The following is a 24,965-nucleotide window of genomic DNA, read 5'->3' as shown; positions in this document are numbered from 1 at the left end:
GGGCGTTTTTTCTTGGGCCTGCGACCAATTTCCTACCAAATTGCCCCGTTTCGGTCATGACCCGTCAGGAAACGACGCCTATATGACGGGCGCGCCCCTCACGGAGATGTGTCCGTCGGGGCTCAGGGATTGCGAAACGATGGCGGACGATGCCGGTCGGCTGAACCAGGTCTTTGCCGAGACCTCATTCCTTTACGGGTCCAATGCGGCCTACGTCGAGGAGCTTCAGGAGAAGTGGGCGAAAGACCCCGGCTCCGTCTCCGCCGAATGGAAAGCCTTCTTCGACCAGCTGCGCGACAACGCCGCCCTGGTGACGGCTTCGGCCGGCGCCGGGAGCTGGGGCCGCGGCGTGGCGACCGAGCCGACCGAGGAGACCGGCGTCTTCGACGGCCGTTGGCCGGCGCCCAAGCCCGATCCCAAAAAGCCCGGCGCTGCGCCGGCTGCTGCTGCGCCCAAGGCCGCGTCCGCCGACGTCTCGGCCGATGCGATTCGCGCCGCCGCCCACGATTCCATCCGCGCCCTGATGCTGATCCGCAGCTATCGCGTGCGCGGCCACCTGCAGGCCAAGCTGGACCCGCTGGGCATCGAGCAGCCGGTCGAGAACCCCGAGCTGACGCCCGAATTCTACGGCTTCAGCGGCGCCGATCTGGATCGTCCGATCTTCCTGGACGGCGTGCTTGGTCTTCAAACCGGCACGATCCGCGAAGTGCTGGAGATCCTGAAGCGCACCTACTGCGGCAATATCGGCATCCAGTTCATGCACATTGCTGAACCGGAAGAGAAATCCTGGCTGCAGCAGCGGTTCGAGGGCGCCGACAAGTTCGAGCAGAACGCCTTCTCCAAGGAAGGCAAGCTGGCCATCCTGTCCAAGCTGGTCGAGGCCGAAGGCTTCGAACGCTTCCTGCACAAGCGCTTCCCCGGCACCAAGCGCTTCGGTCTGGACGGCGGCGAGGCCATGGTCCCGGCGTTGGAGCAGGTCATCAAGCGCGGCGGTTCGCTGGGCGTCGACGAGGTGGTGCTGGGCATGGCCCACCGCGGCCGCCTGAACGTGCTCGCCGCCGTGATGGGCAAGCCCTACAAGGTCATCTTCCACGAGTTCCAGGGCGGCTCGGCCGTGCCGAGCGACATCGAGGGTTCGGGCGACGTCAAATATCACATGGGCGCCTCGTCGAACCGCGAGTTCGACGGCAACCACGTCCACCTGTCGCTGACCGCCAACCCGTCCCACCTCGAGATCGTCAACCCGGTCGTGCTGGGCAAGGCGCGCGCCAAACAGGCGTTCGACATTCGCGAGGCCAACGAGGGCGTGCCCGAAGGCCAGTGGGCGCTGGATCGCTCCAAGGTCGTGCCGCTGCTGATCCACGGCGACGCCGCCTTCGCCGGCCAGGGCGTGGTTGCGGAATGCTTCGCCCTGATGGGGCTGAAGGGCTACCGCACCGGCGGCACGCTGCACTTCGTCATCAACAACCAGATCGGCTTCACCACCAGCCCGCGCAACTCGCGCTCGTCGCCCTATCCGTCGGATGTGGCCCTGATGGTCCAGGCCCCGATCTTCCACGTCAACGGCGACGACCCCGAGGCGGTCGTCTTCGCGTCCAAGGTGGCCACGGAATACCGCCAGAAGTTCCACAAGGACGTGGTGGTGGACATGTTCTGCTACCGCCGCTTCGGCCACAACGAAGGCGACGATCCCACCTTCACCCAGCCGCTGATGTATTCGAAGATCCGCGCCCAGCCCTCGACCCGCGAACTGTATTCGCAGCGTCTGGTGGCCGAAGGCGTGATCAGTCAGGCCGAGGTGGACGCCGAGGTCGAGCGGTTCGAGAAATTCCTCGACGAGCAGTTCGAGGCCGGCAAGACCTGGTCCGCCGAGAAGGCCGACTGGCTGGACGGCCAGTGGCAGGGCTTCCAGTCGCCCAAGGACGAGCTGCGCGGCGACACCGCCGTGCCGCTGGCCAAGCTGACCGACCTGGGCCACCGCCTGACCACGATCCCCAACAGCGTCGACATGCACAAGACGCTGAAGCGCGTCATCGACGGGCGCCGCGAAGCCATCACCTCGGGTCAGGGCCTGGACTGGGCCACGGCCGAGAGCCTGGCCTTCGCCAGCCTAGTGGATGAAGGTTTCCCGATCCGTCTGTCGGGTCAGGATTCGGTGCGTGGCACCTTCTCGCAGCGTCACTCGGGCATCATCGATCAGACGACCGAAGAGCGCTACATCCCGCTGAACAACCTGCGCGAAGGCCAGGCCAATTTCGAGGTTATCGACTCGGCCCTGTCGGAAGAGGCGGTGCTGGGCTTCGAGTACGGCTATTCGCTGGCCGACCCTAATACGCTGGTCATGTGGGAGGCCCAGTTCGGCGACTTCGTGAACGGCGCCCAGGTGGTGATCGACCAGTTCATCAGTTCTGGCGAACGCAAATGGCTGCGCATGAGCGGCCTGACCATGTTGCTGCCCCACGGTTATGAAGGCCAGGGACCGGAACACTCCTCGGCCCGTCTGGAGCGGTTCCTGCAACAGTGCGCCGAAGACAATATGCAGGTCGCCAACTGCACCACCCCGGCCAACTATTTCCACATCCTGCGTCGCCAAATGCATCGGCCGTTCCGCAAGCCGTTGATCCTGATGACGCCCAAGTCGCTGCTGCGCCACAAGAAGGCCGTCTCGTCCATGGCGGACCTGGCGGAGGGCTCAGCCTTCCACCGCGTCCTGCACGACGACGCCCAGACGCGGCCCGAGATCGCCGGCATCACGATCAAGGCGGACAAGGACATCCGCCGCGTTATCCTGTGCTCGGGCAAGGTCTATTACGACCTGCTGGACGCGCGCGAGAAGAAGGCCAAGGACGGCCAGGCGGTGGACGACGTCTACATCCTGCGTCTGGAGCAGTTCTATCCGTGGCCGATCCAGTCGCTGCGCAAGGAACTCGCCCGCTTCCCCAACGCCGAACTGGTCTGGTGCCAGGAAGAGCCGAAGAACATGGGCGGCTGGACGTTCGTCGATCCGTGGCTGGAGCTGACGCTGGACAAGCTGGACGTGAAGGCCAAGCGCGCCCGCTACGTCGGCCGTCCCGGCTCGGCCTCGACCGCCGCCGGTCTGATGAGCCGGCACCTGAAGGAACTCGAAGCCTTCACGACCGAAGCCTTCGCCTGATACACGTATAAAAGACCGACTAGAGACGAGCTGGACCTGACATGGCCGACATCCTGACCCCCGCCCTCGGTGAATCCGTCACCGAAGCCACCATCGCAAAGTGGACCAAGAAGGTCGGTGATCCGGTCAAGAAGGACGAACTGCTGGTCGAGCTGGAGACCGACAAGGTTTCGCTGGAGGTCGTCTCGCCCGCCGACGGCGTGCTGGGCGACATCAAGGCGGCGGAGGGCGACAACGTCGTTCCCGGCACGGTCCTGGGTTCGGTGACGGAAGGCGCGTCCGCCGCCGCCGCTCCGGCCGCTGCGCCCGCCGCTGCCCCTGCCAAGGCCGCCAAGGCTGACACCAAGGCCGCGCCGGCCGCCGCCGCCATCGACATCACCGTGCCGGTCATGGGCGAGAGCGTCGCCGAGGGCTCGATGGGCAAGTGGGTCAAGAAGAACGGCGACACGGTCAAGAAGGACGAGCTGCTGGTCGAAATCGAGACCGATAAGGTCGCGGTCGAGGTGTCGGCTCCGGCTGACGGCGTTCTGACGATCGCCGCCGACGAAGGCGCGACCGTGACGCCGGGCCAGAAGATCGGCTCCATCTCGGGTTCGGGCGCCGCCGCATCGGCTTTCGCCGCCGCTCCGGCCCCTGCCGCCGCGCCCGCCAACACCGGCTCGGCTCAGGTTTCGGGCGCCAAGAACGAAACCCTGTCGCCCGCCGTTCAGCGCGTGGTCGGCGAGAACAATCTGGATCCCAAGGCCATCAACGCCACGGGACCGAAGGGCAACATCACCAAGGCTGACGCCATCGCCGCCATCGGCCAGGCCTCGGCTCCGGCCCCCGCCGCCGCCGCTGCGCCCGCCGCCCCGCGCGCCGACCAGCCGCGCGAAGAGCGGGTGAAGATGACGCGCCTGCGTCAGACCATCGCCCGTCGTCTGAAGGAATCGCAGAACACGGCCGCCCAGCTGACCACCTTCAACGAGGTGGACATGACCAACGTCATGGCCCTGCGCGCCCAGTACAAGGACGTGTTCGAAAAGCGCCACGGCGTGAAGCTGGGCTTCATGTCCTTCTTCACCAAGGCCGTCGTCGCGGCCCTGCATGAGATCCCGGCCGTCAACGCCGAGATCGACGGCACGGACATCATCTACAAGAACCACTACGACATCGGCGTCGCCGTCGGCACCGACAAGGGTCTGGTGGTTCCGGTCCTGCGCGACGCCGACACCCTCAGCCTCGCCGGCATCGAAAAGGGCATCGGCGCCCTGGGCAAGGCCGCGCGTGACGGCTCGCTGACCATGGATCAGATGCAGGGCGGCACCTTCACCATCACCAACGGCGGCACCTATGGCTCGCTGATGTCGACGCCGATCCTGAATGCGCCGCAGTCGGGCATCCTGGGCATGCACAACATCGTCCAGCGCCCGATGGCCATCAACGGCGAGGTCAAGATCCGCCCGATGATGTATCTGGCCCTCAGCTACGATCACCGCATCGTGGACGGCAAGGAAGCCGTGACCTTCCTGGTCCGGGTCAAGGAACTGCTCGAAGATCCGGCGCGGGCCCTGCTGGACCTCTGATTTCCTGAAAGGCGGCGATGATCTCGCCGCCTTTTTCTTTGCTGCGAGGCGCGACCATGCTGACCCTCTACGCCGCGACCGGATCCTGCAGCCGGGCCAGCCATATCGCGCTGGAAGAGTCGGGGCTGGCCTATGAGGTGCGGTTGGTCGACTTCGCCAAGGCCGAGCAACGCGAGCCGGCCTATCTGGCGATCAATCCCAAGGGGCGCGTTCCTGCGCTCGCGACCGATCAGGGCGTTTTGACTGAAAGCCCGGCCATTCTGGCGCACATCGCCGCCCTGTCGCCGCCTGGCCTCTTGGCGCCGACCGATCCCTTCGCCTTTGCCCGGATGCAGTCGTTCAACCTCTATCTGGCCACCACCGTCCACGTCGCCCACGCCCACGGTCGTCGCGCCGCGCGCTGGAGCGACGATGCCGCCGCACGGGCGTCGATGGCGGCCAAGGTCACGCAGAACATGCGCGACGGCTTCGCTCTCATTGAAGCAGACCTGACCGGCGAATGGGCGATGGGCGACGCCTATACGGTCGCGGACCCCTATCTGTTCACCTTCGCCGGCTGGCTGGAAAGCGACGGCGTCGACATCGCCGAGTTTCCGCGCGTCCAGGCGCATTTCGAGCGCATGTCGGCGCGTCCGGCGGTCCAGCGCGCCCTGGCCGCCAAAGCTTAGCGCGCGCGCTCGCAGACCAACGGTTGTGTCTAATTTGCGCCGGTCGTTAACGATCCGAATCGGCGTCGCATTTTCCCTGATTACAACCGCCGAAAATGGCGCCTTATTTCGGACATGGAGTGGGCGGCGCGCGCAATAGGGATGTTCTACGTCTTGGGCGGACTGATGCTTTTGTATCAGGCCTGGCTCAACTGGCGTCTTCAACGGGCCTTGTCCGGCGTCATCGCCGTTCCCGCAGACGATCAGATCGCAGACGGGGTGATCGCTCTGGGCGGCGTGGTGGTGCTTATGTCGGGCGTCGCGCTGGCGGCGCTCAGCGCCTGGGCCGTAGTCGCCTTCCTCGCCGGTTGGGCGATCCAGGCCGCCTATCTGCTGTGGATCAACCGCGCCGATCTCGACAGCCCGCTGGCCAGCGGCCGGTTGAAGTCGGTCCACGCCTTCGCCGCCTACACCGCCGTCACCGGCGTGGTGCTGTGGCTGCCGCTGACCGGCGTACTGGGCTGATCAGCCGAACTCGGCTTCCAGATCGGCCAGACGCGCCGCCTGGTCCTCGGCGATCAGGGCGTTCAGCAGCGGATCGATATCGCCTTCCATGATCTGGGGCAGGCTGTGCAGGGTCAGGTTGATGCGGTGATCGCTGACCCTCCCTTGCGGATAGTTGTAGGTGCGAATTCGTTCCGACCGGTCGCCCGACCCGACCTGGGACTTGCGGCTGTCCGAACGGGCCAGGTCCTTGGCTTGGCGCTGCATGTCGTACAGGCGCACGCGCAGGTTCTTCATCGCCTTGTCGCGATTGACGTGCTGGGACTTCTCCGACGACGTCACCATGATGCCGGTGGGCAGGTGGGTGATGCGCACGGCGGAATCGGTCGTATTGACGTGCTGGCCGCCCGAACCCGACGCGCGGAAGGTGTCGATGCGGATGTCCTTGTCGTGGATTTCGATCTCCACGTCCTCGACCTCGGGCAGGACCGCCACCGTCGCCGCGGAGGTGTGGATGCGCCCCTGCGACTCGGTCGTCGGCACGCGCTGCACCCGGTGAACGCCGCTCTCGAACTTCAGACGGCCGAACACGCCATCGCCTGTCACCGTGGCGATGATTTCCTTATAGCCGCCGGCGTCGCCCTCGGTCGCCGAGTCCAGCTCGATCCGCCAGCCGCGCGTGGAGGCGTAGCGCGAATACATGCGGAACAGGTCGCCCGCGAACAGGGCCGCCTCGTCCCCGCCGGTGCCGGCGCGCACTTCCAGCACGGCCGAGGCGTTTTCGTCAGCGTCGCGCGGGGCCAGCAGCAGGGCGACCTCACGCTCCAGCTCGGGCAGCCGGTCGGTCAGCGCCCGCAGCTCTTCCTCGGCCATCGCCGCCATTTCCGGATCGGCCGTCATGGCCTCCAGGTCCTTCATTTCGGCGCGCGCGCGCGCCAGGCCCTGGACCGCATCGACGACGGGCTTCAGCTCGGCGTGCTCCTTGGACAGCCGCACAATCTCGGCGCCGTCGGTCGCCGAACCCATGCGCGCCTCCACCTCGTGGAAACGGTCGAGCACCTGATCGAGACGGGCCTGGGGCAGTCGCAAGAGGGAAATGTCCTGAGAAAAAGCGGAGCGCCGTCCTTACCCGCCGGGCGGGCTCGTGTCGATTGCAGCCGTATCGGGGGCGCGGGCCAGCGCCGGCGCCGCGCTTGTGATCGGCGATGACGGCCGGGTCACGATGGCGTCAATCGCGGTGACGCAATCGGCTCGAAGCCATTAGTTGAGATCGAACAATCGTGAGGAGGACGCCATGTTCGATCGCCCGCCCCCGTCGCACCCCGACGCCGCCGAGGTCGCCGAAAGCGTCGATCGCCTGTGCCGCCTGTACGACAGCCGTCTGGCCGAGACCGGCGGCGACCTGTCGCCCGAGGACGCCCGCGAACTGAAGGCCATGGCCGCCATCTATGATCTGGACACCGACCGCCCGTCGACCGAGGTCTGGCGCGACCTTCGCGCGGTGGTCACGCGTCAGACGCCGCTTGACGCCACGGCGCCGGCCGAGGTCGAGGCCCTGACCCTTCTGGTGGTCGAGGACGATCCCGACGCCGCCGCCTCCCTGACCGAACTGCTGACCGAGGCGGGCCATAATGTCGTCGGTCCGTTCCACAGCGCCGCCACCGCCGAGGCCGCCGCTGCGCTGCACAGCATTGATGCGGCCCTGCTGGACATCAATCTGTCGGGCGAGATGACCGGGGTGGAACTGGCCCGCGTCCTGACCGACCGCTGGGCCGTGCGGGTTATCTTCATTTCTGGCGATGTCGCCGCCGCGGCGAAGAATGCGGACATGGCCGAGGCCCTGGTGTTGAAACCCTATAATGGCGCGCAGATTCTGGAGGCGGTGGCGCGCCTCGCCTGAGGGTCGGGCCAGCCACCGCGGCTTGCGTCTAAGGCGCAGGCGGGCGATCACGGATCATGCTGTCGAACCGGTCCCGCTACGCCCTGCGCGCCATGGTGCATCTGGCCGGTCTGCCGGACGGCGGACCCGCGACCATCGCCGAGATCGCCGAGGCGGCGGCGGCTCCGCGAAAGTTCCTGGAGGCCATCCTGCTGGATCTGCGCCGTCAGGGTCTGCTGGCTTCGAAGCGGGGCAGGGCGGGCGGCTATGCGCTCGGCGCGCCCGCCGACGCGATCAGCTTCGCTGACGTGATCCGCGCGCTGGAAGGCCCGCTGGCCCTTGCGCCCTGCGCCTCGCGCACCGCCTATGGTCCGTGCGAGACCTGCCCGGATGTCGAGACCTGTCCGTTGCAGCCCGTGCTTCAGGACGGGCGCGACGCGATCGCCGCCGTCTTCGAGGCGCGAACCCTTCTGCAAGCCGCCGTCACTTCTTCTCCTATTGACCGACTAGGGAAATAGCCCGCACCGTTGGACTAAGTTCTGAGGACGCCATGCAAGATTTCCTGCTCTTCCTCGCCGTCGGTTTTCTGGCCCAAATCGTGGATGGGGCGCTGGGCATGGCCTATGGCGTGATCTCCTCCACCGTCCTGCTGTCGTTCGGCGTGCTGCCCGCGACGGCGTCGGCCAGCGTTCACGCCGCCGAGGTCTTCACCACGGCGGCGTCGGCCGGGTCCCATACGGTCAACAAGAACGTGAACTGGAAGCTGTTCGTGCCGCTGGCGCTCGGCGGCGTCGTCGGCGGCGGCTTCGGCGCTTTTGTCCTGACCAGCGTCGACGGGGATTTGCTGAAACCCTTCATCACCACCTATCTGGCCATCATGGGCGTGGTGATCATCTGGCGCGCCACCCGTCAGACGCGCGAGCGGATCTTCCCGCGCAAGTTCGCCGGCCCCCTGGGTCTGGTCGGCGGCTTCTTCGACGCCATCGGCGGCGGCGGCTGGGGACCCACGGTCACCACCACCCTCCTCGGGACGGGCCAGGATCCGCGCGTCTCGATCGGCACCACCAATACAGCGGAGTTCTTCGTCACCTCCGCCATTTCCGCAACTTTCCTGGTCGCCCTGCTGACCGGACATTGGCAGGAGGCCGAGGGCTTCTCTACCCACGCCATGGCGGTGCTGGGCCTGATCCTCGGCGGCCTGATCGCCGCCCCCTTCGCCGGCGTCATCGCCCGCATCGCCCCGCGCCGCGCCCTGACCTACGGCGTCGGCGCCGTGGTGCTCCTGTCCGCCGGCTATCAGGCCCTGCGTCTGTTCAAGGTGATCTGAAACAGAAAACGGCGGCGGGCTCGCACCCGCCGCCGTCTCACGTTCAATCGCGGGTCTTCGGCTATTGACCGCCCGGCGCGCCGGTGGTCGGGGCCGGAGTGCGGGCCGCTGCCGCCTCTTCGGCCGGCGTGCGCAGGGTGACGACCAAAGGATTAGGCTTCAGGTCGTTCATGGCGCCGGATGTGGCGTCGATGGCCCCGCCGATGATGCCGCCGACCAGAATATTGCCGGCCATGGCCGTTCCGCCGGCGCCGGAAACGCTGCTGGTGATCTCATGCGTTTGCGAGACATAGCCTTCCTTGGCGACCGTGATGCGGAAGCCGTCCTTGCGCGGCATGCGGAAGGTGCAAGGCGTCGCCTGGCATTCAAAGCCGTTCGACGTGCTGACCTGGGCCCCGGGCGGCGTGCTTTCGACCGTGAACTGCTGGCTGGAGCCGCGCGTGACGGTCGCGCAGGCAGGCAACGAAAGCGCCACGCCGGCAAGCGCGAGCAGACGCACGCCAAGGCGTGCGGCGTTTTTGGAAATCATGGGCCCCTCAGTGGATTAACGGGTCGGCCCCCCGGCCGAACCTGACGCACAGGTCGCACGCAGACCCGTTGTCGTCAATCACAGGTTTGTGACGCGCGCCAAGTTTCTGCAACCAGAGCGGAGCGACCGCTACTCCGCCGCCTGAAGCTCTGCCGCGCGTGCGGCGTCCAGTTCGGCGGCCTTCTGTTCGACCAGGTCGACAATGTGGTCGATCATACCGTCGTTGGCCTGTTTGTGGGCGATCTTGCCGTTCAGATAGATCATGCCCGCACCTTTGCCGCCGCCGGTGAAGCCGATGTCGGTATAGAGCGCCTCGCCCGGTCCGTTCACGACGCAGCCGATCACCGACAGGCTCATCGGCGTCGAGATATGGGCCAGCTTCTCTTCCAGCACCGCCACCGTTTCGATGACGTTGAAGCCCTGACGCGCGCAGGACGGGCAGGCGATGATGTTGACCCCCCGGTGGCGCAGACCTAGCGACTTTAGGATGTCGAAGCCGACCTTGATCTCCTCGACCGGATCGGCGGCTAGAGACACACGGATGGTGTCGCCGATCCCGGCCCACAGCATCGACCCCAGGCCGATGGCCGACTTGATGGTGCCGGTGCGCAGCGGCCCCGCCTCGGTCACGCCCAGGTGCAGGGGGCAGTCGATGGCGTCCGCCAGCTGCTGATAGGCGGCGACGGTCAGGAACGGGTCGGACGCCTTCACCGAAATCTTGAACTCGTGGAAGTCGTGGTCCTGCAGGATGCGCGCGTGGTTCAGGGCGCTCTCGACCATGGCGTCGGGGCAGGGCTCGCCGTATTTTTCCAGCAGTTCCCTTTCCAGCGAACCGGCGTTGACGCCGATCCGCATCGAGCAGCCATTGTCCTTGGCCGCCTGGATCACGTCGCGGACGCGGTCGGCCGAACCGATGTTGCCCGGATTGATGCGCAGGCAGGCGGCGCCCGCCTCGGCCGCCTCGATGCCGCGCTTGTAGTGGAAGTGGATGTCGGCGACCAAGGGGACCTTGGCCTCGCGCACGATGGTCCTGAAGGCGGCGGTCGATTCCACGTCGGGGCAGGAGACGCGCACGATGTCGGCGCCCGCCTCTTCCAACTGACGGATCTGGTCGATGGTCGCCGCCGCATCCGTCGTCGGCGTATTGGTCATCGACTGTACGCTGATCGGGGCGTCGCCGCCCACCAGGACCGAGCCGACGCGGATCTGGCGGCTCTTGCGACGCTCGATGTGGCGCCAGGGTCGGACGTGGGTGTGGTCGCTCATGGGAGCATCATATAGGCCGATGATGACGGCGGGACCACGGCCGTCGTGTCAGTTCGGCGCCGGGGCGGGTGAAGAGGGCATCGACGCGGGGGAGGGCGTCGCGGCCGCCTGGGTCCGGGCCTGAGCGGCCTGAGCCTGGACCTGGGCACGCGCCTGGCTGGCGGCCAGCGCCTTGGCCGCCTGATCTGCGCGGCTGTTCAACTGGGCCAGCGGCGTCAGGACGCCGGCCAGCGGTCCGCCGTACTCGCCGTTCAGGAAGACGTCGAAGGCGGCCGGGTCGGACACGTCCACCGTCGCCGCCACGCCGATGGGCGCGCGCCAGGCCTCGCCCGGCGCCATCTGGCGCGCGAACAGGGCCTGACCGTCGCCCAACCGCACGACCAGGGCGCCGGCCGTCTTGGCCTGGATCACCACCATCGAGGCGTTGGCTGAGGCGCCATAGACGGCTCCGCGGGGGTTGAACGCCTTCTGCACCGGCTCGGGATTGGCGGCGGCGGCGATCACGGCCGGATCGGTCGGATCGACCCCGGTCAGTTCGGCCTCCAGCCCCGGGGTGATGTAGAGGGCCGGCGTCGTCTGGTCGGGCGGGGCGGACATGGGCGCGCTGAGCGCGACCTGCGGATCCGGATCGGCCGCCCCGGTCCAGGTCTTCGGCACGGCGGCGATATCGGACGGATGGGCGGTCTGATGCAGGCTGGCGCGCTGGAACACGTTCCAGCCGATGACGGCGACCACCACGGCGGCGACGCCGGCGACGATGCGCGGCGAATGACGTTTCACATCCTCGAAGGCGATGCCGATGGGCGCCTTCAGCGGCACGGAGGTGTCCGGACTCTCGCGCTTGAACCGCTCGACGGCGGTCTGTTCGTCCAGCGCCAGGGCCGAGGCGTAGGCCCGCACATAGCCCAGGGCGAAAACGCGCGAGGGCAGGGACGACCAGTCGTTTTGCTCCAGGGCGGTCAGGAAGCGGCGATGCACCTTGGTCTCGGCGGCCAGTTCGGCCGGCGACTTGCCCGACCACTCGCGGGCGGCCCGAAAGCCGTCGCCCAGGGTCGCGGCGTCGACGAAGGCGGCCGTCGGATCGGGCCGGTCCGCAATGCTTTCGATCGCCTCGGGGGCGACCCCCGCATTCAGCGTCATGACGCCTGACCCCATGTCCGGGAAACACAGCGCCGACGCGCCGTTCACAGGGCCCGAGATAGACGATTGCGCGCCGACCAGCAACGCCGCCCGTGCGTGCAGACGTCTGCGATCAGACCGCGACGTTCAGCTTGCGCGCCAGGGATTCGATCTCGTTGCGGACCGAGCCGGTGGACAGGTTCAGCAGATTGGCCATGCCGCGCCGGGCCGCCGACAGGTCCGCCGACAGGATCATCCGCTTGACCGGCCCGACACCGCCCGCCGGCGCCGACAGGCGGGTGAAGCCCAGCACGATCAGGGCGAAGGCCTCCAGCGGCCGCCCCGCCAGTTCGCCGCAGATCGAGACCGGCGTGCCCGTATCGGCGCAGGCCTTCTGGATAGTCTGGAGCGCCCGCAGGGTCGGCGGCGACAGCGGGTCATAGCGATCCGACACCAGCGGATTGGTCCGGTCGGCCGCGTACATGTATTGGAACAGGTCGTTGGTGCCGATGGAGACGAAATCCGTCAGCGGCAGCAGGGCGTCCAGATGCCATAACAGGGACGGGCATTCGACCATCGCCCCGACGCGCAGCAGGGCGGGCAAGGCGCGCCCGCGACGCCGCGCCCAGGCGCATTCGATATCCACCAGCTCGCGCGCGGCCCGGAACTCGTCCACCGTGGCGATCATCGGGAACATGACGCGCAGTTCGCGCCCGGCCCCCGCCGCCAGCAGCGCCCGAAGCTGCATCCGCAGCAGTGACGGCCGATCCAGACCCAAACGGATGGCGCGACGGCCCAGCGCTGGGTTCTCTTCGCGCTCGGCCTCAAGATACGGCAGGACCTTGTCGCCGCCGATATCCAGGGTGCGGAAGGTGACGGGTTTGTCGCCCGCCGCGTCCAGCACCAGCTTGTAGAGCGCCGTCTGGGCGTCCAGCCGGGGCAGTTCGTCCGAGACCATGAACTGGAACTCGGTGCGGAACAGGCCGATGCCCTCGGCGCCGGTCTCGATCATGTTTTCCAGATCGACCGCCAGGCCGGCATTGGTCAGGACCGTGATCCGCTGCCCGTCCAAAGTCACGGCCGGCACGTCGCGCAGCTGGGCGAACTCGGCCTGGCGCTGTTCGCGCACGGCCATGCGCGACTGCACCGCCTCCAGCATGTCGGGACGGGGGCGCAGATAGGTCTCGCCGGTCTCGCCGTCGGCGATGACCATATCGCCTTCCGACAGCCGGTCGCGCAGGCCCATCAGGCGTCCGACGCACGGGATCTGCAGCGCGCGGGCGACGATGGCGGCGTGGCTGGCGGCCGAGCCCTCTTCCAGCAACAGCCCTTTCAGCTTGTCGCGCGGATATTCCAACAGGTCGGCGGGGCCCAGGTTGCGCGCCACCAGTATGGCGTCGTCGGGCAGTTCGCGCTCGCCCGGCTTGTCGCCCGCCAGCACCCGCAGCAGCCGGTTGGCCAGGTCCTCGAAGTCGTGAAGCCGCTCGCGGATATAGGGGTCGCGCGCCTGGGCGAAGCGGGCGCGGTGTTCGTTCCTGACCCGGTCCACCGCCGCCTCGGCGGTCAGACCGTTCCTCACAGCCTCTTCCAGCGACCGGTTCCAGCCCCGGTCGTCGGCGAACATCCGATAGGTTTCCAGCACCTCGAACGACGGACCGGCCAGGCCCTGGCCCTTGTCCAGCATGACGTCCAGGCCGGTTTTCAGCGTGGCCAGCGCCAGCTTCAGCCGCGCCTCCTCCATCGCCGGGTCGTCGGATAGCAGGCGTTCGGGCGCCAGCGGCGCCTCGTGCAGAACCACATGGCCGAAAGCTAGGCCGTCGGCGAACTTCTGACCCTTCAGCCGTTCGGGCCGGTGCGGCGCCAGCTCCACGTCGCGCAGCTCGTCCAGCGCCAACAGTTCGCCGGACGACACGGTTTCGGACAGGACCATGGCGATGGTCTGGATGTCCTCGACCTCTTCCTCGTCATAGCGCCGCTCGGTGCGGTTCTGGACGACCAGGACGCCGATGGCCCGACCGCCGCGCAGCAGGGGCGCGCCCAGAAAGGCGTGATAGGGGTCTTCGCCCGTCTCGGGACGATAGGAGAAGGACGGATGCGACGGCGCGTCCGACAGGCTGATGGGCTGGGCCATCCGCGCCACTTCACCCACCAGACCCTCGCCGGGCCGCAGGCGGGTGTTGTGCACGGCGTCGGGGTTCAGACCCTCGGTGGCGAACAGCTCGAGTTCGCCCGACGCGCGACGCAGATAGATGGAGCAGACCTCGGCGACCATCGACCGGGCGATGATCTTGACGACCATGTTCAGCCGGTCCTGCGCCGGCGTCGCGCCCGCGCCGGCCCCGCCCAGAGCCTCGCGGATCTGGCGCAGGAGGATCCGGGGTCCTCTGGTCATCGCGCCGCCTGCCGGCATCATGTCTCCCGCGCCCCGGCGCCTAGGCGCCTTCTGAAATCACCCTATACCGCGTCCAGACCATATGCCGAATGCAGAGCTCGAACGGCGAGCTCGGCGTAGGCGGCGTCGATCAGCACGCTGATCTTGATCTCGGAGGTCGAGATCGCCTGGAACTTCACGCCCTTGTCGGCCAAGGCCTTGAACATGGTCTGGGCGACGCCCGCATGGCTGCGCATGCCCACGCCGACGACCGAAACCTTGGCCACGTCCTCGTCGACGCGGATTTCCTCGAAGCCGAGCTGCTCCTTGGCGGCGGTCATCAGGTCGGCGGCGCGCACGGCGTCGCGACGGCCGGTCGTGAAGGTCAGGTTGACCGTTCCGGCGGTGCGCGACTGGCTCTGCACGATCATGTCGACGTTGACGTTGGCCTCGGCCAGGCGCGTGAAGACGTCGGCGGGGGCGTCCACCCGGTCGGACAGGCCCAGCAGGGTGATGCGGGCCTCGTCACGGCTCATGGTCACACCGGACACGATACGTTTTTCCACGATCTCCTCCTCGTCGCAGATCAGGGTTCCACCCTTGTCGGGCATGACGCCATTCGCGTCGGGTTCGATAAAGCTTGAAAGAACGCGGACAGGGACCTGTTTGGCCATGGCCAGCTCGACCGAGCGGGTCTGCAGCACCTTGGCGCCCAGGGACGCCATTTCCAGCATCTCTTCGTACGACACCTTGGCCAGGCGGCGCGCGCGATTCTCGATGCGCGGGTCGGTCGTATAGACGCCGTCCACGTCGGTATAGATGTCGCAGGGGCAGCCCAGAGCCGCCGCCACGGCGACCGCCGATGTGTCCGAACCGCCGCGCCCCAGGGTCGTGATCTTGCCGTCCGCCGTCACGCCCTGGAAGCCAGGCACGATGGCGATCTCGCCGGCGTCGACCGCGGCGCCCAGCTTCTCGCCGGGGATGTCGATGATGCGGGCGCGGGCGTGGGCGTCGTCGGTCAGGATCGGCACCTGCCAGCCCATCCACGAGCGGGCGTTGAAGCCCATGTTGCGCAGAGTCGCGGCCAACAGGCCCGAGGTCACCTGTTCGCCCGAGGCGACCACCACGTCATATTCATCATCGCTGAGCGGCAGGCCCGCAGCGGCCGGTCCGGCGCCGTCTGTCCAGGCTACCAGTTCGTTGGTCTTGCCCGCCATGGCGGAGACGACGACGGCGACCTTTTTGCCCGCCGAGACTTCGGCCGCGACGATCCGCGCCGCACGGCGAATGCGTTCGAGGTCGCCCATCGAGGTGCCGCCGAACTTCATCACCAGTCGTGTGGTATCTGATTGTGAAGAATCAGGCCGCGTCATCGTGGCGTTCCGCCCCCTGCTTGCGTGAAAGGGCGCGAAGGTTCATCCCTCGCGTCATGACCGCTTCTAACGGCGCCGCTCCGTCTCGCCTACCCCAACAGGGGCATGGTTTTTCGCAAAATTCGTCCGAAACGGCGTTCGGCGCATCGATCGACCCCGCCGACGTGGCGCGCTTCTCGGCCCAGGCGGCCGAATGGTGGGATGCGCACGGGCCGTTCGCGCCGCTGCACCGCTTCAACCCGGCGCGGCTGGCGCTGATCCGCGAACAGCTTTGCACGAGGCTGGGCCGCGATCCCAAGGCGCGGGCGCCGTTCGAAGGTCTGACCCTGCTCGACGTCGGCTGCGGCGGCGGACTGATCGCCGAGCCGATGCGGCGGATGGGCTTTGACGTCACCGCCATCGACGCCTCGTCCGAGAATATCGGCACGGGCCGCGCCCACGCCGACATGGTCGGCCTGGATATCGCCTATCGCGCCGCCACGGTCGAACAAATCGAGGCGGAAGGAGCGGGGCCGTTCGACGTGGTCCTGACGATGGAGGTAATCGAACACGTCGCCGATCCCGAAAGCTTCGTGCGCGCCTGTTCGCGCCTGGTCCGGCCGGGTGGGGTGATGATGGTCGCCACCCTGAACCGCACGCTGAAGTCGCTGGCCCTGGGCAAGGTGGCGGCGGAATATATCCTGCGCTGGGTTCCGGCCGGCACCCACGACTGGCGCCAGTTCCTGAAACCCGACGAAATCCGCGCGATGCTGGCCGCCGAGCCGGTGGCGGTCGAGGGGCCCTACGGCCTGAACTACGATCCGCTTCACGATCGATGGAGCCAGACCGACGATGCGGGCATCAACTATATGATGGTCGCGACGCGCGCCTGAGCCAGCTTTTCCCTCCCCGTTCCGGGGAGGGTGGTCGCGCTAGCGACCGGGTGGGGGCGGCCGGCAAGGCCGCACCTGTTCAACCTAAGACAGACTTGCGACGTGTCGCCCTGCCGCCCCCACCCGGCTTCGCCTTCGGCTCAGCCACCCTCCCCCGCAGGGGAGGGAGAGGCGCCAGTCCGCCCCTAGACCTTCGAAGCCCGGCTGCGCGTCCAGGCGTACAGGCCGAACACCGCGACGGCGAAGCCGACGATGCCCGCCAGCATGGCCGGCCACGCCGATCCTTCGGGCAGCATGGCGAAGGGCGCGTCGTCCCTGGTCGCCACGATGACGCCAGCGGTGAAGACGCCGAACAGGCTCTCGCCCACGATCAGGCCCGAAGCCAGCAGCACGCCCATCCGCCGCGCCACGTCGGCGTAGCGGGTGGACGAGACCGCCTTGTCGTAGATCCATCCGGCGACGGCGCCGATGACCAGCATGGTCGTCACCGCAGCCGGCAGATAGAAGCCGATGCCGACGGCCAGCGGCGGCAGCTTGACCTTGCCCTTGGTCGCCTTCGACACGACCGCGTCCAGCACGATGATGACCACGCCGATCGCTGCGCCCAGGCCGATCAGGTCCCAGCGCAGGTCGCCGCCGATGACGCCGCGCGCCAGGGCCGAGATCAGGGTCGCCTGGGGCGCCGCCAGGGTCTTGGCGCCTTCCACGATGGCGGGCGGGCCGCCTTCGAAGCCGAAGGCCTGGTTCAACAGGTTCAGGATGAAGGGGATCACCAGGGCGCCGGCGCCGACGCCGACGATCAGCGCCACCTGCTGACGCCACGGCGTGGCCTCGACCAACTGGCCGGTCTTCAGGTCCTGAAGGTTGTCATTGGCGATGACGGCGACGGCGAAGACCACCGCCGTCACGATCAGGGCGAAGGCGATGATCGACGGATCGGCCGGCACGCCGGCGATGGCCATGACGCCCAGCATCAGCAGGGAGGCGATGACGATGGCCAGGATGCCGACGCCCGACACGGGGCTGTTCGACGAGCCGATCAGACCGGCCATGTAGCCGCAGATGGCCGCCACGGCGAAACCGATCAGCACCACATAGACCAGGCCGCCGATCACCAGGAGCGGCGTCGAGCCCGCCAGCGCCGGGGCGCTCTGGGCGAACCAGGCCAGAAGGCCGGCGATGCCGACCAGACAGGCGACCGACACGCCGCCCACCAGTTTGATCGGCAAATCTTGTTCGGTGCGCTCAAGCACCTCGCCGTGGGCGCGTTTGGCGTTGGCGGCCAGCGCCGAGGTCAGGCCGCCGATCAGCGGACCGGCCAGTTTGATCAGGGTCCAGATGGCGGCGACGCCGATGACGCCGGCGCCCATGAAGCGGACCTCGCGCGCCCAGACGGTGGTCGCCAGCTCCTCGGCCGGCGCGCCGGCGGGCAGGGTCGAGGCGATCGACGGAATGCCGTGCGCCGTCAGCCACGCGATGGTGTCCGGGCTGGTCAGGATCGGCACGGCGATGGCCCAGGCCAGCACCAGGCCGAACAGCTGCGCCAGACCGACCGTCAGGCCGATCAGGTGACCGGCGCCCAGCAAGGCGAACTGCATGCCGAAGCCCATGCCCGTCGCCCCGCCGCCCAGCGCGGCCGGCAGTTTGAAGAACTTGGCCGCTTCGCCCGCAAAGACCCGACCCGCGACCAGCAGGGCGTACCCTGACGACACCACGGCGCCGGCGACCACGACCCACAGGCCGGACTTGTTCTCGCGCACCGCGCTTTCGGTCTGTTCGGCCCCGCGCGAGCCGACCTTCAGCACCTCGGCGGCGGCGACGCCTTCGGGGTAGGGCAGGCCGCCGTTGACGACCAACGCCCGACGCAGCGGGATCGAGAAGGTCACGCCCAGCACGCCGCCCAGGATGCAGATCGCCACCGACTGCCAGAACGGAAACTCCAGCCACCAGCCGATCATCACCAGGCCCGGCAGGACGAAGATGATCGAACTCATGGCCCCGCCGACCGAGGCCACGGTCTGGACGGTCATATTCTCCCAGATGGTCGAGGTGCGGAACGCCCGCAGCACCGCCATCGAGATCACCGCCGCCGGAATGGCCGAGGCGAAGGTCAGGCCGACCAGCAGGCCCAGATAGGTGTTGGCGGCGGTGAAGATCACCGCCAGCAGGCAGCCCAGCACCAAGGCGCGGAGCGTAAGTTCTAGCCGGCCCTTCGGGGCGGCGGCGGCGTCAGTCATCGGCAGGGTCCCACGTTTGCGCGGACGTAAGCGCATTCTGTCGCAGGCGGCAACTGGTCGCGGTCAGATGCGAGCGCCCCCGCCGCTTGGCCCCGCGACCCGGACGGGCTAGGACCGGCCCATGCCCGAACTTCCCGAGGTCGAAACCGTCCGACGCGGCCTGACGCCGGTGCTGGAGGGCGCGCGGCTGTCGCGGGTCCGGATCAACCGGCCCGACCTGCGATTTCCCTTCCCCGAGCGTTTCGTCGAACGGCTGGAGGGGGCGACGGTCCTGCGGATCGACCGGCGGGCCAAATATCTGCTGATGCCGTTGTCCATCGGCGAGACCTGGATCACCCATCTGGGCATGACCGGCCGCTTCACCCTGGACGGAACCCTGCTGGGCGAGTTCGAGGAGGCCGCGCCCATCGCCGGCAAGCACGAACATTTCAGCGGCTGCGCCATCCGCGATGGGGCGGCGACCCGCATCGGATACGCCGACGCGCGCCGGTTCGGCTTCATGGGCCTGATCCCCAGCGACCAGGTCGAGACCCATCCCTGGTTCGCCGGCCTGGGGCCCGAGCCGCTGGGCAACGGCTTTTCCGGCGCCCATCTTGTCGAGGCCTTCGCGGGCAAGAAACAGAACATCAAGGTCAGCCTGCTGGATCAGCGGATCGTCGCCGGCCTGGGCAATATCTATGTGTGCGAGGCCCTGTACCGCGCCCGCATCTCGCCCCTGGTCGCGGCCGGATCGGTGTCGAAGGCGCGGCTGGAGCGTCTGGCGACCGAGGTCAGAAACGTCCTGAACGACGCCATCGCCGCGGGCGGCTCGACCCTGCGCGACTTCGCCAACGCCGAGGGCGGGCAGGGCTATTTCCAGCACCGGTTCGACGTCTACGGCCGCGAGGGCGATCCGTGCCGGGGCGACAAGTGCACAGGTGTCGTCGCCCGCATCGTCCAGGGCGGCCGCTCCACCTTCTACTGTCCCTCCTGCCAGAAGCGATAAGCCGTCGAGGTCCGACCTATGCGCAAAATCCACCTGTGGATCAGTCTGATCGTCGGCGTCCTGGTCTGGGGCGCCTATTTCGTCCATTTCGTCCAGGGCTTGCGCGCCGGCGACCTTGGCGACCTGATCTGGTGGTTCGTCGCCGCCCTGGTCGTCGCGGCTGTCGCGGAGGCCGCCGCCACCGGCCTGATCGCGCGTCTGTTGCGCCGCCGCGCCCGCGTGCTGGACGAGGGGCCGACGCTTCAGGCGGCGCTGAAGGCGGGTCACGTCGCCCTGATGCTGCTGGTCGGCCTGGTCCTGCTCTCGGCGCTGATCCTGGCCCTGTCGTCCGTCTTCGGCTGGACGCTGGACCTGTCGGGCGCGCGGGGTCAGGTGATCGCAGCCAATCTTCTTCTGGGCATGGTGGTCGTGGTCGAGCTGGCGCGCGCCGCCCTGACCCTGGCGCTGATGCCCCGACGCTGACCCGGCACTCCTTCTTTCGTCATTCCGGGCGAAGCGCAGCGCAGACCCGGAACCCAGCGGCGCCGAAGGCGAAATGCTTGGGCCTCGCCAATGTCTTGCGCAGGTGTCCGCGACAGGTTCGCGCTCACGCCCGCCGCTGGGTTCCGGGTCTTCGGGCCAAGCGGCCCTTCGCCCGGAATGACGAAAGAGGCGGTGTCCGCTATGACCGATCAAACGAAGGAGACCGACCATGGCCGACGCCTATTCCAATCTGCTGATCGAACGCCACGCCGACGGCTATGCGGTGGTGACCCTGAACCGGCCCGAGGCGCTGAACGCCCTGAACTCGGCCCTGTTCAAGGACCTCGCCGACTTCCTCGACAGTGTCGAGCACGACGACAGCGTACGCTGCCTGATCCTGACGGGCTCGGGCGAAAAGGCCTTTGCCGCCGGCGCCGACATCAAGGAGATGGCGGACCAGACCTATGCCCAGATGTACACGGGCAACTATTTCGCCCTCGGCCACGACCGCATCACCCGCTTCAGAAAGCCGATTATCGCCGCGGTCAACGGCTTCGCTCTCGGCGGCGGCTGCGAACTGGCCATGCTGTGCGACTTCATCGTCGCCTCGGACAAGGCGAAGTTCGGTCAGCCCGAGATCAACCTGGGCGTAGCGCCGGGCATCGGCGGCTCCCAGCGCCTGACCCGTCTGGTGGGCAAGTCCAAGGCCATGGACATGGTCCTGACCGCCCGGATGATGGATGCGGCGGAAGCGGAACGCGCCGGTCTGGCCTCGCGCGTCTTCCCGCACGACACCCTTTTGCACGAAACGCGCAAGATCGCCGCCAAGATCGCCTCGCAAAGCCCGCTGGCGATCATGGCCAACAAGGAGATGGTCAACGCCGCGCTGGAGACGACCCTGACGCAAGGCGTCCAGTTCGAACGCCGCCTGTTCCACTCCCTGTTCGCCTTCGAGGACCAGAAGGAGGGCATGTCCGCCTTCGTCGAAAAGCGCAAACCCGAGTTCAAGGGGCGATAGGTCGCACGCACGCGTCAACCGATCGCCGTGATCGGGCGTTAGGGGCGGATGATGATCCGCCTCCTCGCCTCGCTCCTTGCGACCCTGTTCGTTCTCGCCCCGGTCGCCGTCCAGGCCCAATCCAAGACCCAAGCTCAGGCTCCGGCCTTCAGCTCTAGCCGCATCATCGTCGAGACGCGCGGGCGGGGGCCGGACATCATCTTCATCCCCGGCCTGGGTTCGACCGGCTCGGCCTGGCGATCGACGGCGGATCGGCTCGATGACCGCTACCGGGTGCATCTGGTCACCCTGCGCGGCTTTGGCGAGACCCAGATCGGCGACAATGTCAGCGGCGGTCTGGCCGGCCCCGCCGCCAGCGAGATCGAACGCTACATCCGCGAGCAGCGCATCGACCGTCCCGCGGTGATCGGCCATTCGCTGGGCGGCCAGATCGCCCTGCGCGTCTCCGCCGATATGGGCGACCGGATCGGGCGCGTCATGGTGGTCGATTCCTCCCCCTTCTTCCCGTCCCTGATCGACGCCCGCACCACATCGGATCAGGTCGAGCCCCTGGCCCGGCTGGGCTATCAGGCCCTGCTCCTGTTCGGCGATCAGGCGCTGAAGTCCCAGGTCGCGGCCTTTGGCGTGGACATGGGTCTGGCCGGCGACATGGTGTTCCAGGGGCTGGGGCTTCAGGGCGGCGACCGGCGCGTCCTGGCCCAGGGCCTGTATGAGGCCCTGACCGTCGATCTGCGGCCCCGCCTGTCGCAGATCACCGCCCCGGTCACTGTCGTCTATGGCTGGACCCGCGATCCCGACGCGCCCCGCAACCGGCTGGAGGGTCTGTATCGCTTTGGCTTCGAAGGCCTGGCGCGCACGGCCCGGTTCGAGCGGATCGAAGGCGCCGAGCACCAGGTGATGATCGAACAGCCGCAGCGGTTCCTGGCGGCGGTGCAGCGGTTCCTGAGCTGACGCTCAATTCTTCAGCGCATCCACGACCACGCCCTCGGTCAGCAGTTGCGGCAGGATTTCCGGCTCGGCCCGACCCGGTCGATACAGCAGATACAGCGGCACGCCCGAGCGCCCATGGGCCTGAAGCTCGCGGGTGATGGCGTCGTCGCGTCGGGTCCAGTCGGCGACCAGATAGGCGGCATTCGCCTCGCGCATCGCCTTGGCCACACGGGGGGAGGACAGGGCCGCGCGTTCGTTAATCTTGCAGGTCACGCACCAGTCGGCGGTCAGATTGACCAGCACGGGTCGCCCCGACGCGGTCGCCGCACTCACCGCCGCCGCCGACCAGGGCTGGGCCGCCAGCGGGCCGCTGTCGCCTTGCGGCGCGGCGTCCGCACTCCGTGCCGCGCCGGCCGCAACGCCTGCCAAGCCCAGCGCCAGAACGCCGACGACGATCGCACAGATCGTGGTCAGGATCGGCCGTTCATCACGCTGGCGCGCCGCTTGCGCCAGACCCGTCAGCCAGGCCGCCAGGGCCAGCAGCAGCGCCGCTGTCAGGAGCAGGCCCAGGGCGTCGACGCCGCCCTGTCGCGTGAACACCCACAGCAACCACAGCGCCGCCCCATACATGGGAAAGGCCAGCAGACCCTTCAGCCGCTCCATCCAGACGCCCGGTCGCGGCAGGCGCGACAGCAGGCCGGGCGACAGGCTGATCGCCAGATAGGGCAGGGCCAGGCCCAGCCCCAGCATCAGGAACACGGCCAGCGCCATCGGCCAGGACAGCACCAAAGCCGCGCCAAGCGCTGCGGCCATGAAGGGCGCGGTGCAGGGCGCGGCAACGACCACGGCCAGCACCCCGGTGAAGAAGGCGCCCGCCGAGCCGGGCAGGCGCGACAGGGGGCCGGACCCCGCGTTCTGCAATCCGGCGCCGACATGGAAGACGCCCGACAGATTCAGTCCGACCAGCAGCATGACCAGGGCCAGGGCCGCGACCACGCCGGGCGACTGAAGCTGGAAGCCCCAGCCGATCGCCTGACCCGCCGCCCTCAGCGCCAGCAGGGCGCCGGCCAGAACCAGGAAGCTGACCAGCACCCCGGCGGTGAAGGCCAGGCCGTCGCGCCGCGCCCGCGCCGGATCATGCGCCGCCGCCGACAGCGACGCCGCCTTCATCGCCAGGACCGGGAAGACGCACGGCATCAGGTTCAGCACCAGCCCCCCCAGCAACGCCAGGCCCAGGGCCTGAAGGAAGACCAGAGCGCCTGTCTTCGCCGGCGCGGCCGTGGTTTCGTCCAGCGGCTTCAGCGCCGCGCCGCCTTGGGCGCCCGCCAGAGGCGCGCCTGGCTCCGCCGTTATCTCCCACGCGCCCTTGTCGGTCGCCAGGACCCCGCTCAGCGCCGTCGTCGCCATCTCCTTGCCGGGCGCCAGCGTCAGGGTCAGGCCATTGGGCCCCCGCTGACCCGACTGCGCCGCCGCATGGTCGATCCGCCCGCCGTCGAAAGGATAGAAATAGACCTGTCCGATGTCGGCGCCCACCTGGTCACCAGATAGCGGCCCGCCGGTCGCGGTCAGGATCAACTGGCCGCCCTGACGCGTGACGCGCGCCTCGATCCCGGCCGGGCGCGGCGCGGTTTCGACCAGCCGCTCGATCTCCGCGCCCCAGGGTTTGGCCAAGGGCGCTGCGCCCTCGCGCACCGGCAGGGCCAGCGACAGGGTCATCGGCTCGGGCACGCACATCTGGTCGCTGCACACCAGGAACAGCACGTCCGTCGTCAGGGTCAGCACTTCGCCCGGCCGCGCCGTCGGCGGCACGTGGATCGGCACGGGCAAGAGCACCGCGCCCGAATAGCCATAGTTCATCAGGCTCATCAGCCGCTGCCGGCTGGGCAGGGGCCACAGGATCGGATCGGCGCTCACCCCGGCGGGCAGGCTCCAGATCAGGCCGGTCGCACCGCCGCTGTCGCCGGGATTGCGCCAATAGGTGTGCCAGCCGGCCGCGATCTTCTGGCGCACCGCCACGACGGTCGTCGAACCGGGCGCGACCCATTGCGACATGGGGACCAGTTCGGCCTCGATCCGCTCGGTCCGCTGCGGCCCGAAGGCGACGACGCCCGTGGGCTGGCTCTGCACCGGCTGGGCGACGGTCGCCGAAACGCCCGTCAAACTAAACAGCAGGCCAAGGAGAAGGGCGAAGAGGCGCAAACGCGTGTTCCGGCAGGCGAGGGAAGCGCCGCAACCTAATGCGTCACGCGTCCCCGCGCCATGGCTGCGCCCGCCCCGCGTCGATCAGCGCGGATAGGCCTCGTAGATCACTTCCGCACGGCGCCGCAGCGGTTCGTCATTGCCGGCTGCGGTCATGGCCCCCGCATCGCCCGCGGCGTTCAGCTCGAAGATCGGCGCCGGCATGCCTGCCTGGGTCAGCGCCTCGACCACCGTCCGGGCGCGCCGCTGTGACAGGTTCAGATTGGCTTCGGGCGTTCCCGTGGCGTCGGCCAGGCCCACCACGCGCACCTTGCGCACGTCGCATTCCTTCGCCTTGCTCGCCGCCGCCTTCAGCACCATCGCCGCCGGCTCGGTCAGCCGCGCCTGATTCTCCAGGAAATAGATATCGAAACGCCCCGGCGCGCACAGCGATTCGCCCACCACCAGCGCCTCGCGCTTAGGCATCGGCGCGCACGCCGCCAGCATTCCCACGGCCGCCACAGCCAGACCCATCGATCGCTTCATCTC

The 24,965-nt window shown here is 68.2% G+C and carries 21 protein-coding genes; 12 read left to right on the top strand and 9 right to left on the bottom strand.

Annotated features, from left to right (window positions below; translation table 11 throughout):
* The first annotated feature begins 139 nt into the window (after positions 1 to 139).
* The 4 genes from HNP47_RS11670 (at position 140) to HNP47_RS11655 (ending at position 5,891) form a co-directional block, all read left to right on the top strand.
* Positions 140 to 3,154 carry a 2-oxoglutarate dehydrogenase E1 component gene (locus HNP47_RS11670; RefSeq protein WP_184279691.1) on the top strand — a complete coding sequence of 1,005 codons (3,015 nt, stop codon included), beginning with the start codon at positions 140 to 142 and terminating at the stop codon, positions 3,152 to 3,154.
* A 41-nt stretch (positions 3,155 to 3,195) separates the two neighbouring features.
* The gene (gene odhB, locus HNP47_RS11665; protein ID WP_184279690.1) at positions 3,196 to 4,719 is read left to right on the top strand and encodes a 2-oxoglutarate dehydrogenase complex dihydrolipoyllysine-residue succinyltransferase; all 1,524 of its coding nucleotides are present in this window, start codon (positions 3,196 to 3,198) and stop codon (positions 4,717 to 4,719) included.
* Between the two features lie 56 nt (positions 4,720 to 4,775).
* A complete protein-coding gene (locus tag HNP47_RS11660; protein ID WP_184279689.1) occupies positions 4,776 to 5,387 on the top strand; it encodes a glutathione S-transferase family protein in 612 nt (203 codons plus the stop codon).
* Between the two features lie 165 nt (positions 5,388 to 5,552).
* On the top strand, positions 5,553 to 5,891 hold the full coding sequence (locus HNP47_RS11655; protein WP_221415081.1) for a hypothetical protein: 339 nt from the start codon (positions 5,553 to 5,555) through the stop codon (positions 5,889 to 5,891).
* On the opposite strand, the gene prfA is transcribed toward HNP47_RS11655, so the two are convergent.
* Positions 5,892 to 6,959, bottom strand: coding sequence for a peptide chain release factor 1 (gene prfA, locus HNP47_RS11650; RefSeq protein WP_184279687.1), 1,068 nt, complete (start codon positions 6,957 to 6,959; stop codon positions 5,892 to 5,894). It lies immediately after the preceding gene.
* A 205-nt stretch (positions 6,960 to 7,164) separates the two neighbouring features.
* On the opposite strand from prfA, the gene HNP47_RS11645 reads away from it, so the two are divergent.
* From HNP47_RS11645 to HNP47_RS11635, 3 genes are read left to right on the top strand one after another with little or no spacing between them, the layout of a single operon-like run.
* On the top strand, positions 7,165 to 7,770 hold the full coding sequence (locus HNP47_RS11645) for a response regulator (RefSeq protein WP_184279686.1): 606 nt from the start codon (positions 7,165 to 7,167) through the stop codon (positions 7,768 to 7,770).
* A 56-nt stretch (positions 7,771 to 7,826) separates the two neighbouring features.
* Complete coding sequence (locus HNP47_RS11640; RefSeq protein ID WP_055808795.1) at positions 7,827 to 8,267, top strand: Rrf2 family transcriptional regulator; 441 nt, start codon at positions 7,827 to 7,829, stop codon at positions 8,265 to 8,267.
* A 32-nt stretch (positions 8,268 to 8,299) separates the two neighbouring features.
* Positions 8,300 to 9,076: a sulfite exporter TauE/SafE family protein gene (locus tag HNP47_RS11635; RefSeq protein ID WP_184279685.1), complete on the top strand. Its 777-nt coding sequence runs from the start codon at positions 8,300 to 8,302 to the stop codon at positions 9,074 to 9,076.
* 61 nt (positions 9,077 to 9,137) lie between these two features.
* Here HNP47_RS11635 and HNP47_RS11630 read toward each other — a convergent pair whose 3' ends face one another.
* The 5 genes from HNP47_RS11630 to HNP47_RS11610 all read right to left on the bottom strand — a co-directional run bounded on the left by HNP47_RS11630 (position 9,138) and on the right by HNP47_RS11610 (position 15,734).
* Positions 9,138 to 9,605: a PEGA domain-containing protein gene (locus tag HNP47_RS11630; protein WP_184279684.1), complete on the bottom strand. Its 468-nt coding sequence runs from the start codon at positions 9,603 to 9,605 to the stop codon at positions 9,138 to 9,140.
* Positions 9,606 to 9,734: 129 nt separating this feature from the next.
* Positions 9,735 to 10,871, bottom strand: coding sequence for a flavodoxin-dependent (E)-4-hydroxy-3-methylbut-2-enyl-diphosphate synthase (gene ispG / locus HNP47_RS11625; RefSeq protein WP_184279683.1), 1,137 nt, complete (start codon positions 10,869 to 10,871; stop codon positions 9,735 to 9,737).
* A gap of 48 nt (positions 10,872 to 10,919) precedes the next feature.
* Positions 10,920 to 12,011: a RodZ family helix-turn-helix domain-containing protein gene (locus HNP47_RS11620; protein WP_221415080.1), complete on the bottom strand. Its 1,092-nt coding sequence runs from the start codon at positions 12,009 to 12,011 to the stop codon at positions 10,920 to 10,922.
* A 112-nt stretch (positions 12,012 to 12,123) separates the two neighbouring features.
* On the bottom strand, positions 12,124 to 14,382 hold the full coding sequence (ptsP, locus tag HNP47_RS11615) for a phosphoenolpyruvate--protein phosphotransferase (protein ID WP_409360155.1): 2,259 nt from the start codon (positions 14,380 to 14,382) through the stop codon (positions 12,124 to 12,126).
* A 62-nt stretch (positions 14,383 to 14,444) separates the two neighbouring features.
* Positions 14,445 to 15,734, bottom strand: coding sequence for an aspartate kinase (locus tag HNP47_RS11610; RefSeq protein ID WP_184279680.1), 1,290 nt, complete (start codon positions 15,732 to 15,734; stop codon positions 14,445 to 14,447).
* Positions 15,735 to 15,790: 56 nt separating this feature from the next.
* Between HNP47_RS11610 and ubiG the strand changes: the two genes are divergently transcribed.
* A complete protein-coding gene (gene ubiG / locus HNP47_RS11605) occupies positions 15,791 to 16,606 on the top strand; it encodes a bifunctional 2-polyprenyl-6-hydroxyphenol methylase/3-demethylubiquinol 3-O-methyltransferase UbiG (protein WP_221415078.1) in 816 nt (271 codons plus the stop codon).
* A gap of 185 nt (positions 16,607 to 16,791) precedes the next feature.
* On the opposite strand, the gene HNP47_RS11600 is transcribed toward ubiG, so the two are convergent.
* Entirely contained in the window at positions 16,792 to 18,843 is a 2,052-nt protein-coding gene (locus tag HNP47_RS11600; RefSeq protein WP_174085447.1) for an OPT family oligopeptide transporter, read from the bottom strand.
* Between the two features lie 121 nt (positions 18,844 to 18,964).
* Between HNP47_RS11600 and mutM the strand changes: the two genes are divergently transcribed.
* From mutM to HNP47_RS11580, 4 genes are all read left to right on the top strand, one after another.
* The gene (gene mutM / locus HNP47_RS11595) at positions 18,965 to 19,828 is read left to right on the top strand and encodes a bifunctional DNA-formamidopyrimidine glycosylase/DNA-(apurinic or apyrimidinic site) lyase (protein ID WP_184279679.1); all 864 of its coding nucleotides are present in this window, start codon (positions 18,965 to 18,967) and stop codon (positions 19,826 to 19,828) included.
* An 18-nt stretch (positions 19,829 to 19,846) separates the two neighbouring features.
* On the top strand, positions 19,847 to 20,290 hold the full coding sequence (locus tag HNP47_RS11590; protein ID WP_184279678.1) for a hypothetical protein: 444 nt from the start codon (positions 19,847 to 19,849) through the stop codon (positions 20,288 to 20,290).
* A 229-nt stretch (positions 20,291 to 20,519) separates the two neighbouring features.
* On the top strand, positions 20,520 to 21,308 hold the full coding sequence (locus tag HNP47_RS11585; protein WP_184279677.1) for an enoyl-CoA hydratase-related protein: 789 nt from the start codon (positions 20,520 to 20,522) through the stop codon (positions 21,306 to 21,308).
* 51 nt (positions 21,309 to 21,359) lie between these two features.
* Complete coding sequence (locus tag HNP47_RS11580; RefSeq protein WP_221415077.1) at positions 21,360 to 22,259, top strand: alpha/beta fold hydrolase; 900 nt, start codon at positions 21,360 to 21,362, stop codon at positions 22,257 to 22,259.
* 3 nt (positions 22,260 to 22,262) lie between these two features.
* Here HNP47_RS11580 and HNP47_RS11575 read toward each other — a convergent pair whose 3' ends face one another.
* Positions 22,263 to 24,437, bottom strand: coding sequence for a protein-disulfide reductase DsbD (locus HNP47_RS11575; RefSeq protein ID WP_260394804.1), 2,175 nt, complete (start codon positions 24,435 to 24,437; stop codon positions 22,263 to 22,265).
* An 84-nt stretch (positions 24,438 to 24,521) separates the two neighbouring features.
* Positions 24,522 to 24,950, bottom strand: coding sequence for an OmpA family protein (locus tag HNP47_RS11570; protein WP_184279675.1), 429 nt, complete (start codon positions 24,948 to 24,950; stop codon positions 24,522 to 24,524).
* Between the last annotated feature and the right edge of the window lie 15 nt (positions 24,951 to 24,965).

This window comes from Brevundimonas vesicularis (genome assembly GCF_014204545.1).
In the GTDB taxonomy this organism is placed as follows: Bacteria; Pseudomonadota; Alphaproteobacteria; order Caulobacterales; family Caulobacteraceae; genus Brevundimonas; species Brevundimonas vesicularis_B.
The sequence above is the reverse complement of the archived record's forward strand: the minus strand, read 5'-3'. Positions and strand labels throughout refer to the sequence as shown.

Bases quoted from the DNA above. Each gene is read 5' to 3' on its own strand.
- odhB (WP_184279690.1), top strand. From the start codon at position 3,196: ATGGCCGACATCCTGACCCCCGCCCTCGGTGAATCCGTCACCGAAGCC.
- HNP47_RS11585 (WP_184279677.1), top strand. From the start codon at position 20,520: ATGGCCGACGCCTATTCCAATCTGCTGATCGAACGCCACGCCGACGGC.
- HNP47_RS11620 (WP_221415080.1), bottom strand. From the start codon at position 12,011: ATGACGCTGAATGCGGGGGTCGCCCCCGAGGCGATCGAAAGCATTGCG.
- HNP47_RS11635 (WP_184279685.1), top strand. From the start codon at position 8,300: ATGCAAGATTTCCTGCTCTTCCTCGCCGTCGGTTTTCTGGCCCAAATC.
- ubiG (WP_221415078.1), top strand. From the start codon at position 15,791: ATGACCGCTTCTAACGGCGCCGCTCCGTCTCGCCTACCCCAACAGGGG.
- HNP47_RS11580 (WP_221415077.1), top strand. From the start codon at position 21,360: ATGATCCGCCTCCTCGCCTCGCTCCTTGCGACCCTGTTCGTTCTCGCC.
- HNP47_RS11640 (WP_055808795.1), top strand. From the start codon at position 7,827: ATGCTGTCGAACCGGTCCCGCTACGCCCTGCGCGCCATGGTGCATCTG.
- HNP47_RS11655 (WP_221415081.1), top strand. From the start codon at position 5,553: ATGCTTTTGTATCAGGCCTGGCTCAACTGGCGTCTTCAACGGGCCTTG.
- HNP47_RS11670 (WP_184279691.1), top strand. From the start codon at position 140: ATGGCGGACGATGCCGGTCGGCTGAACCAGGTCTTTGCCGAGACCTCA.
- HNP47_RS11590 (WP_184279678.1), top strand. From the start codon at position 19,847: ATGCGCAAAATCCACCTGTGGATCAGTCTGATCGTCGGCGTCCTGGTC.
- HNP47_RS11610 (WP_184279680.1), bottom strand. From the start codon at position 15,734: ATGACGCGGCCTGATTCTTCACAATCAGATACCACACGACTGGTGATG.
- HNP47_RS11630 (WP_184279684.1), bottom strand. From the start codon at position 9,605: ATGATTTCCAAAAACGCCGCACGCCTTGGCGTGCGTCTGCTCGCGCTT.
- HNP47_RS11600 (WP_174085447.1), bottom strand. From the start codon at position 18,843: ATGACTGACGCCGCCGCCGCCCCGAAGGGCCGGCTAGAACTTACGCTC.
- HNP47_RS11660 (WP_184279689.1), top strand. From the start codon at position 4,776: ATGCTGACCCTCTACGCCGCGACCGGATCCTGCAGCCGGGCCAGCCAT.
- HNP47_RS11570 (WP_184279675.1), bottom strand. From the start codon at position 24,950: ATGGGTCTGGCTGTGGCGGCCGTGGGAATGCTGGCGGCGTGCGCGCCG.
- ispG (WP_184279683.1), bottom strand. From the start codon at position 10,871: ATGAGCGACCACACCCACGTCCGACCCTGGCGCCACATCGAGCGTCGC.
- mutM (WP_184279679.1), top strand. From the start codon at position 18,965: ATGCCCGAACTTCCCGAGGTCGAAACCGTCCGACGCGGCCTGACGCCG.
- HNP47_RS11645 (WP_184279686.1), top strand. From the start codon at position 7,165: ATGTTCGATCGCCCGCCCCCGTCGCACCCCGACGCCGCCGAGGTCGCC.
- ptsP (WP_409360155.1), bottom strand. From the start codon at position 14,382: ATGACCAGAGGACCCCGGATCCTCCTGCGCCAGATCCGCGAGGCTCTG.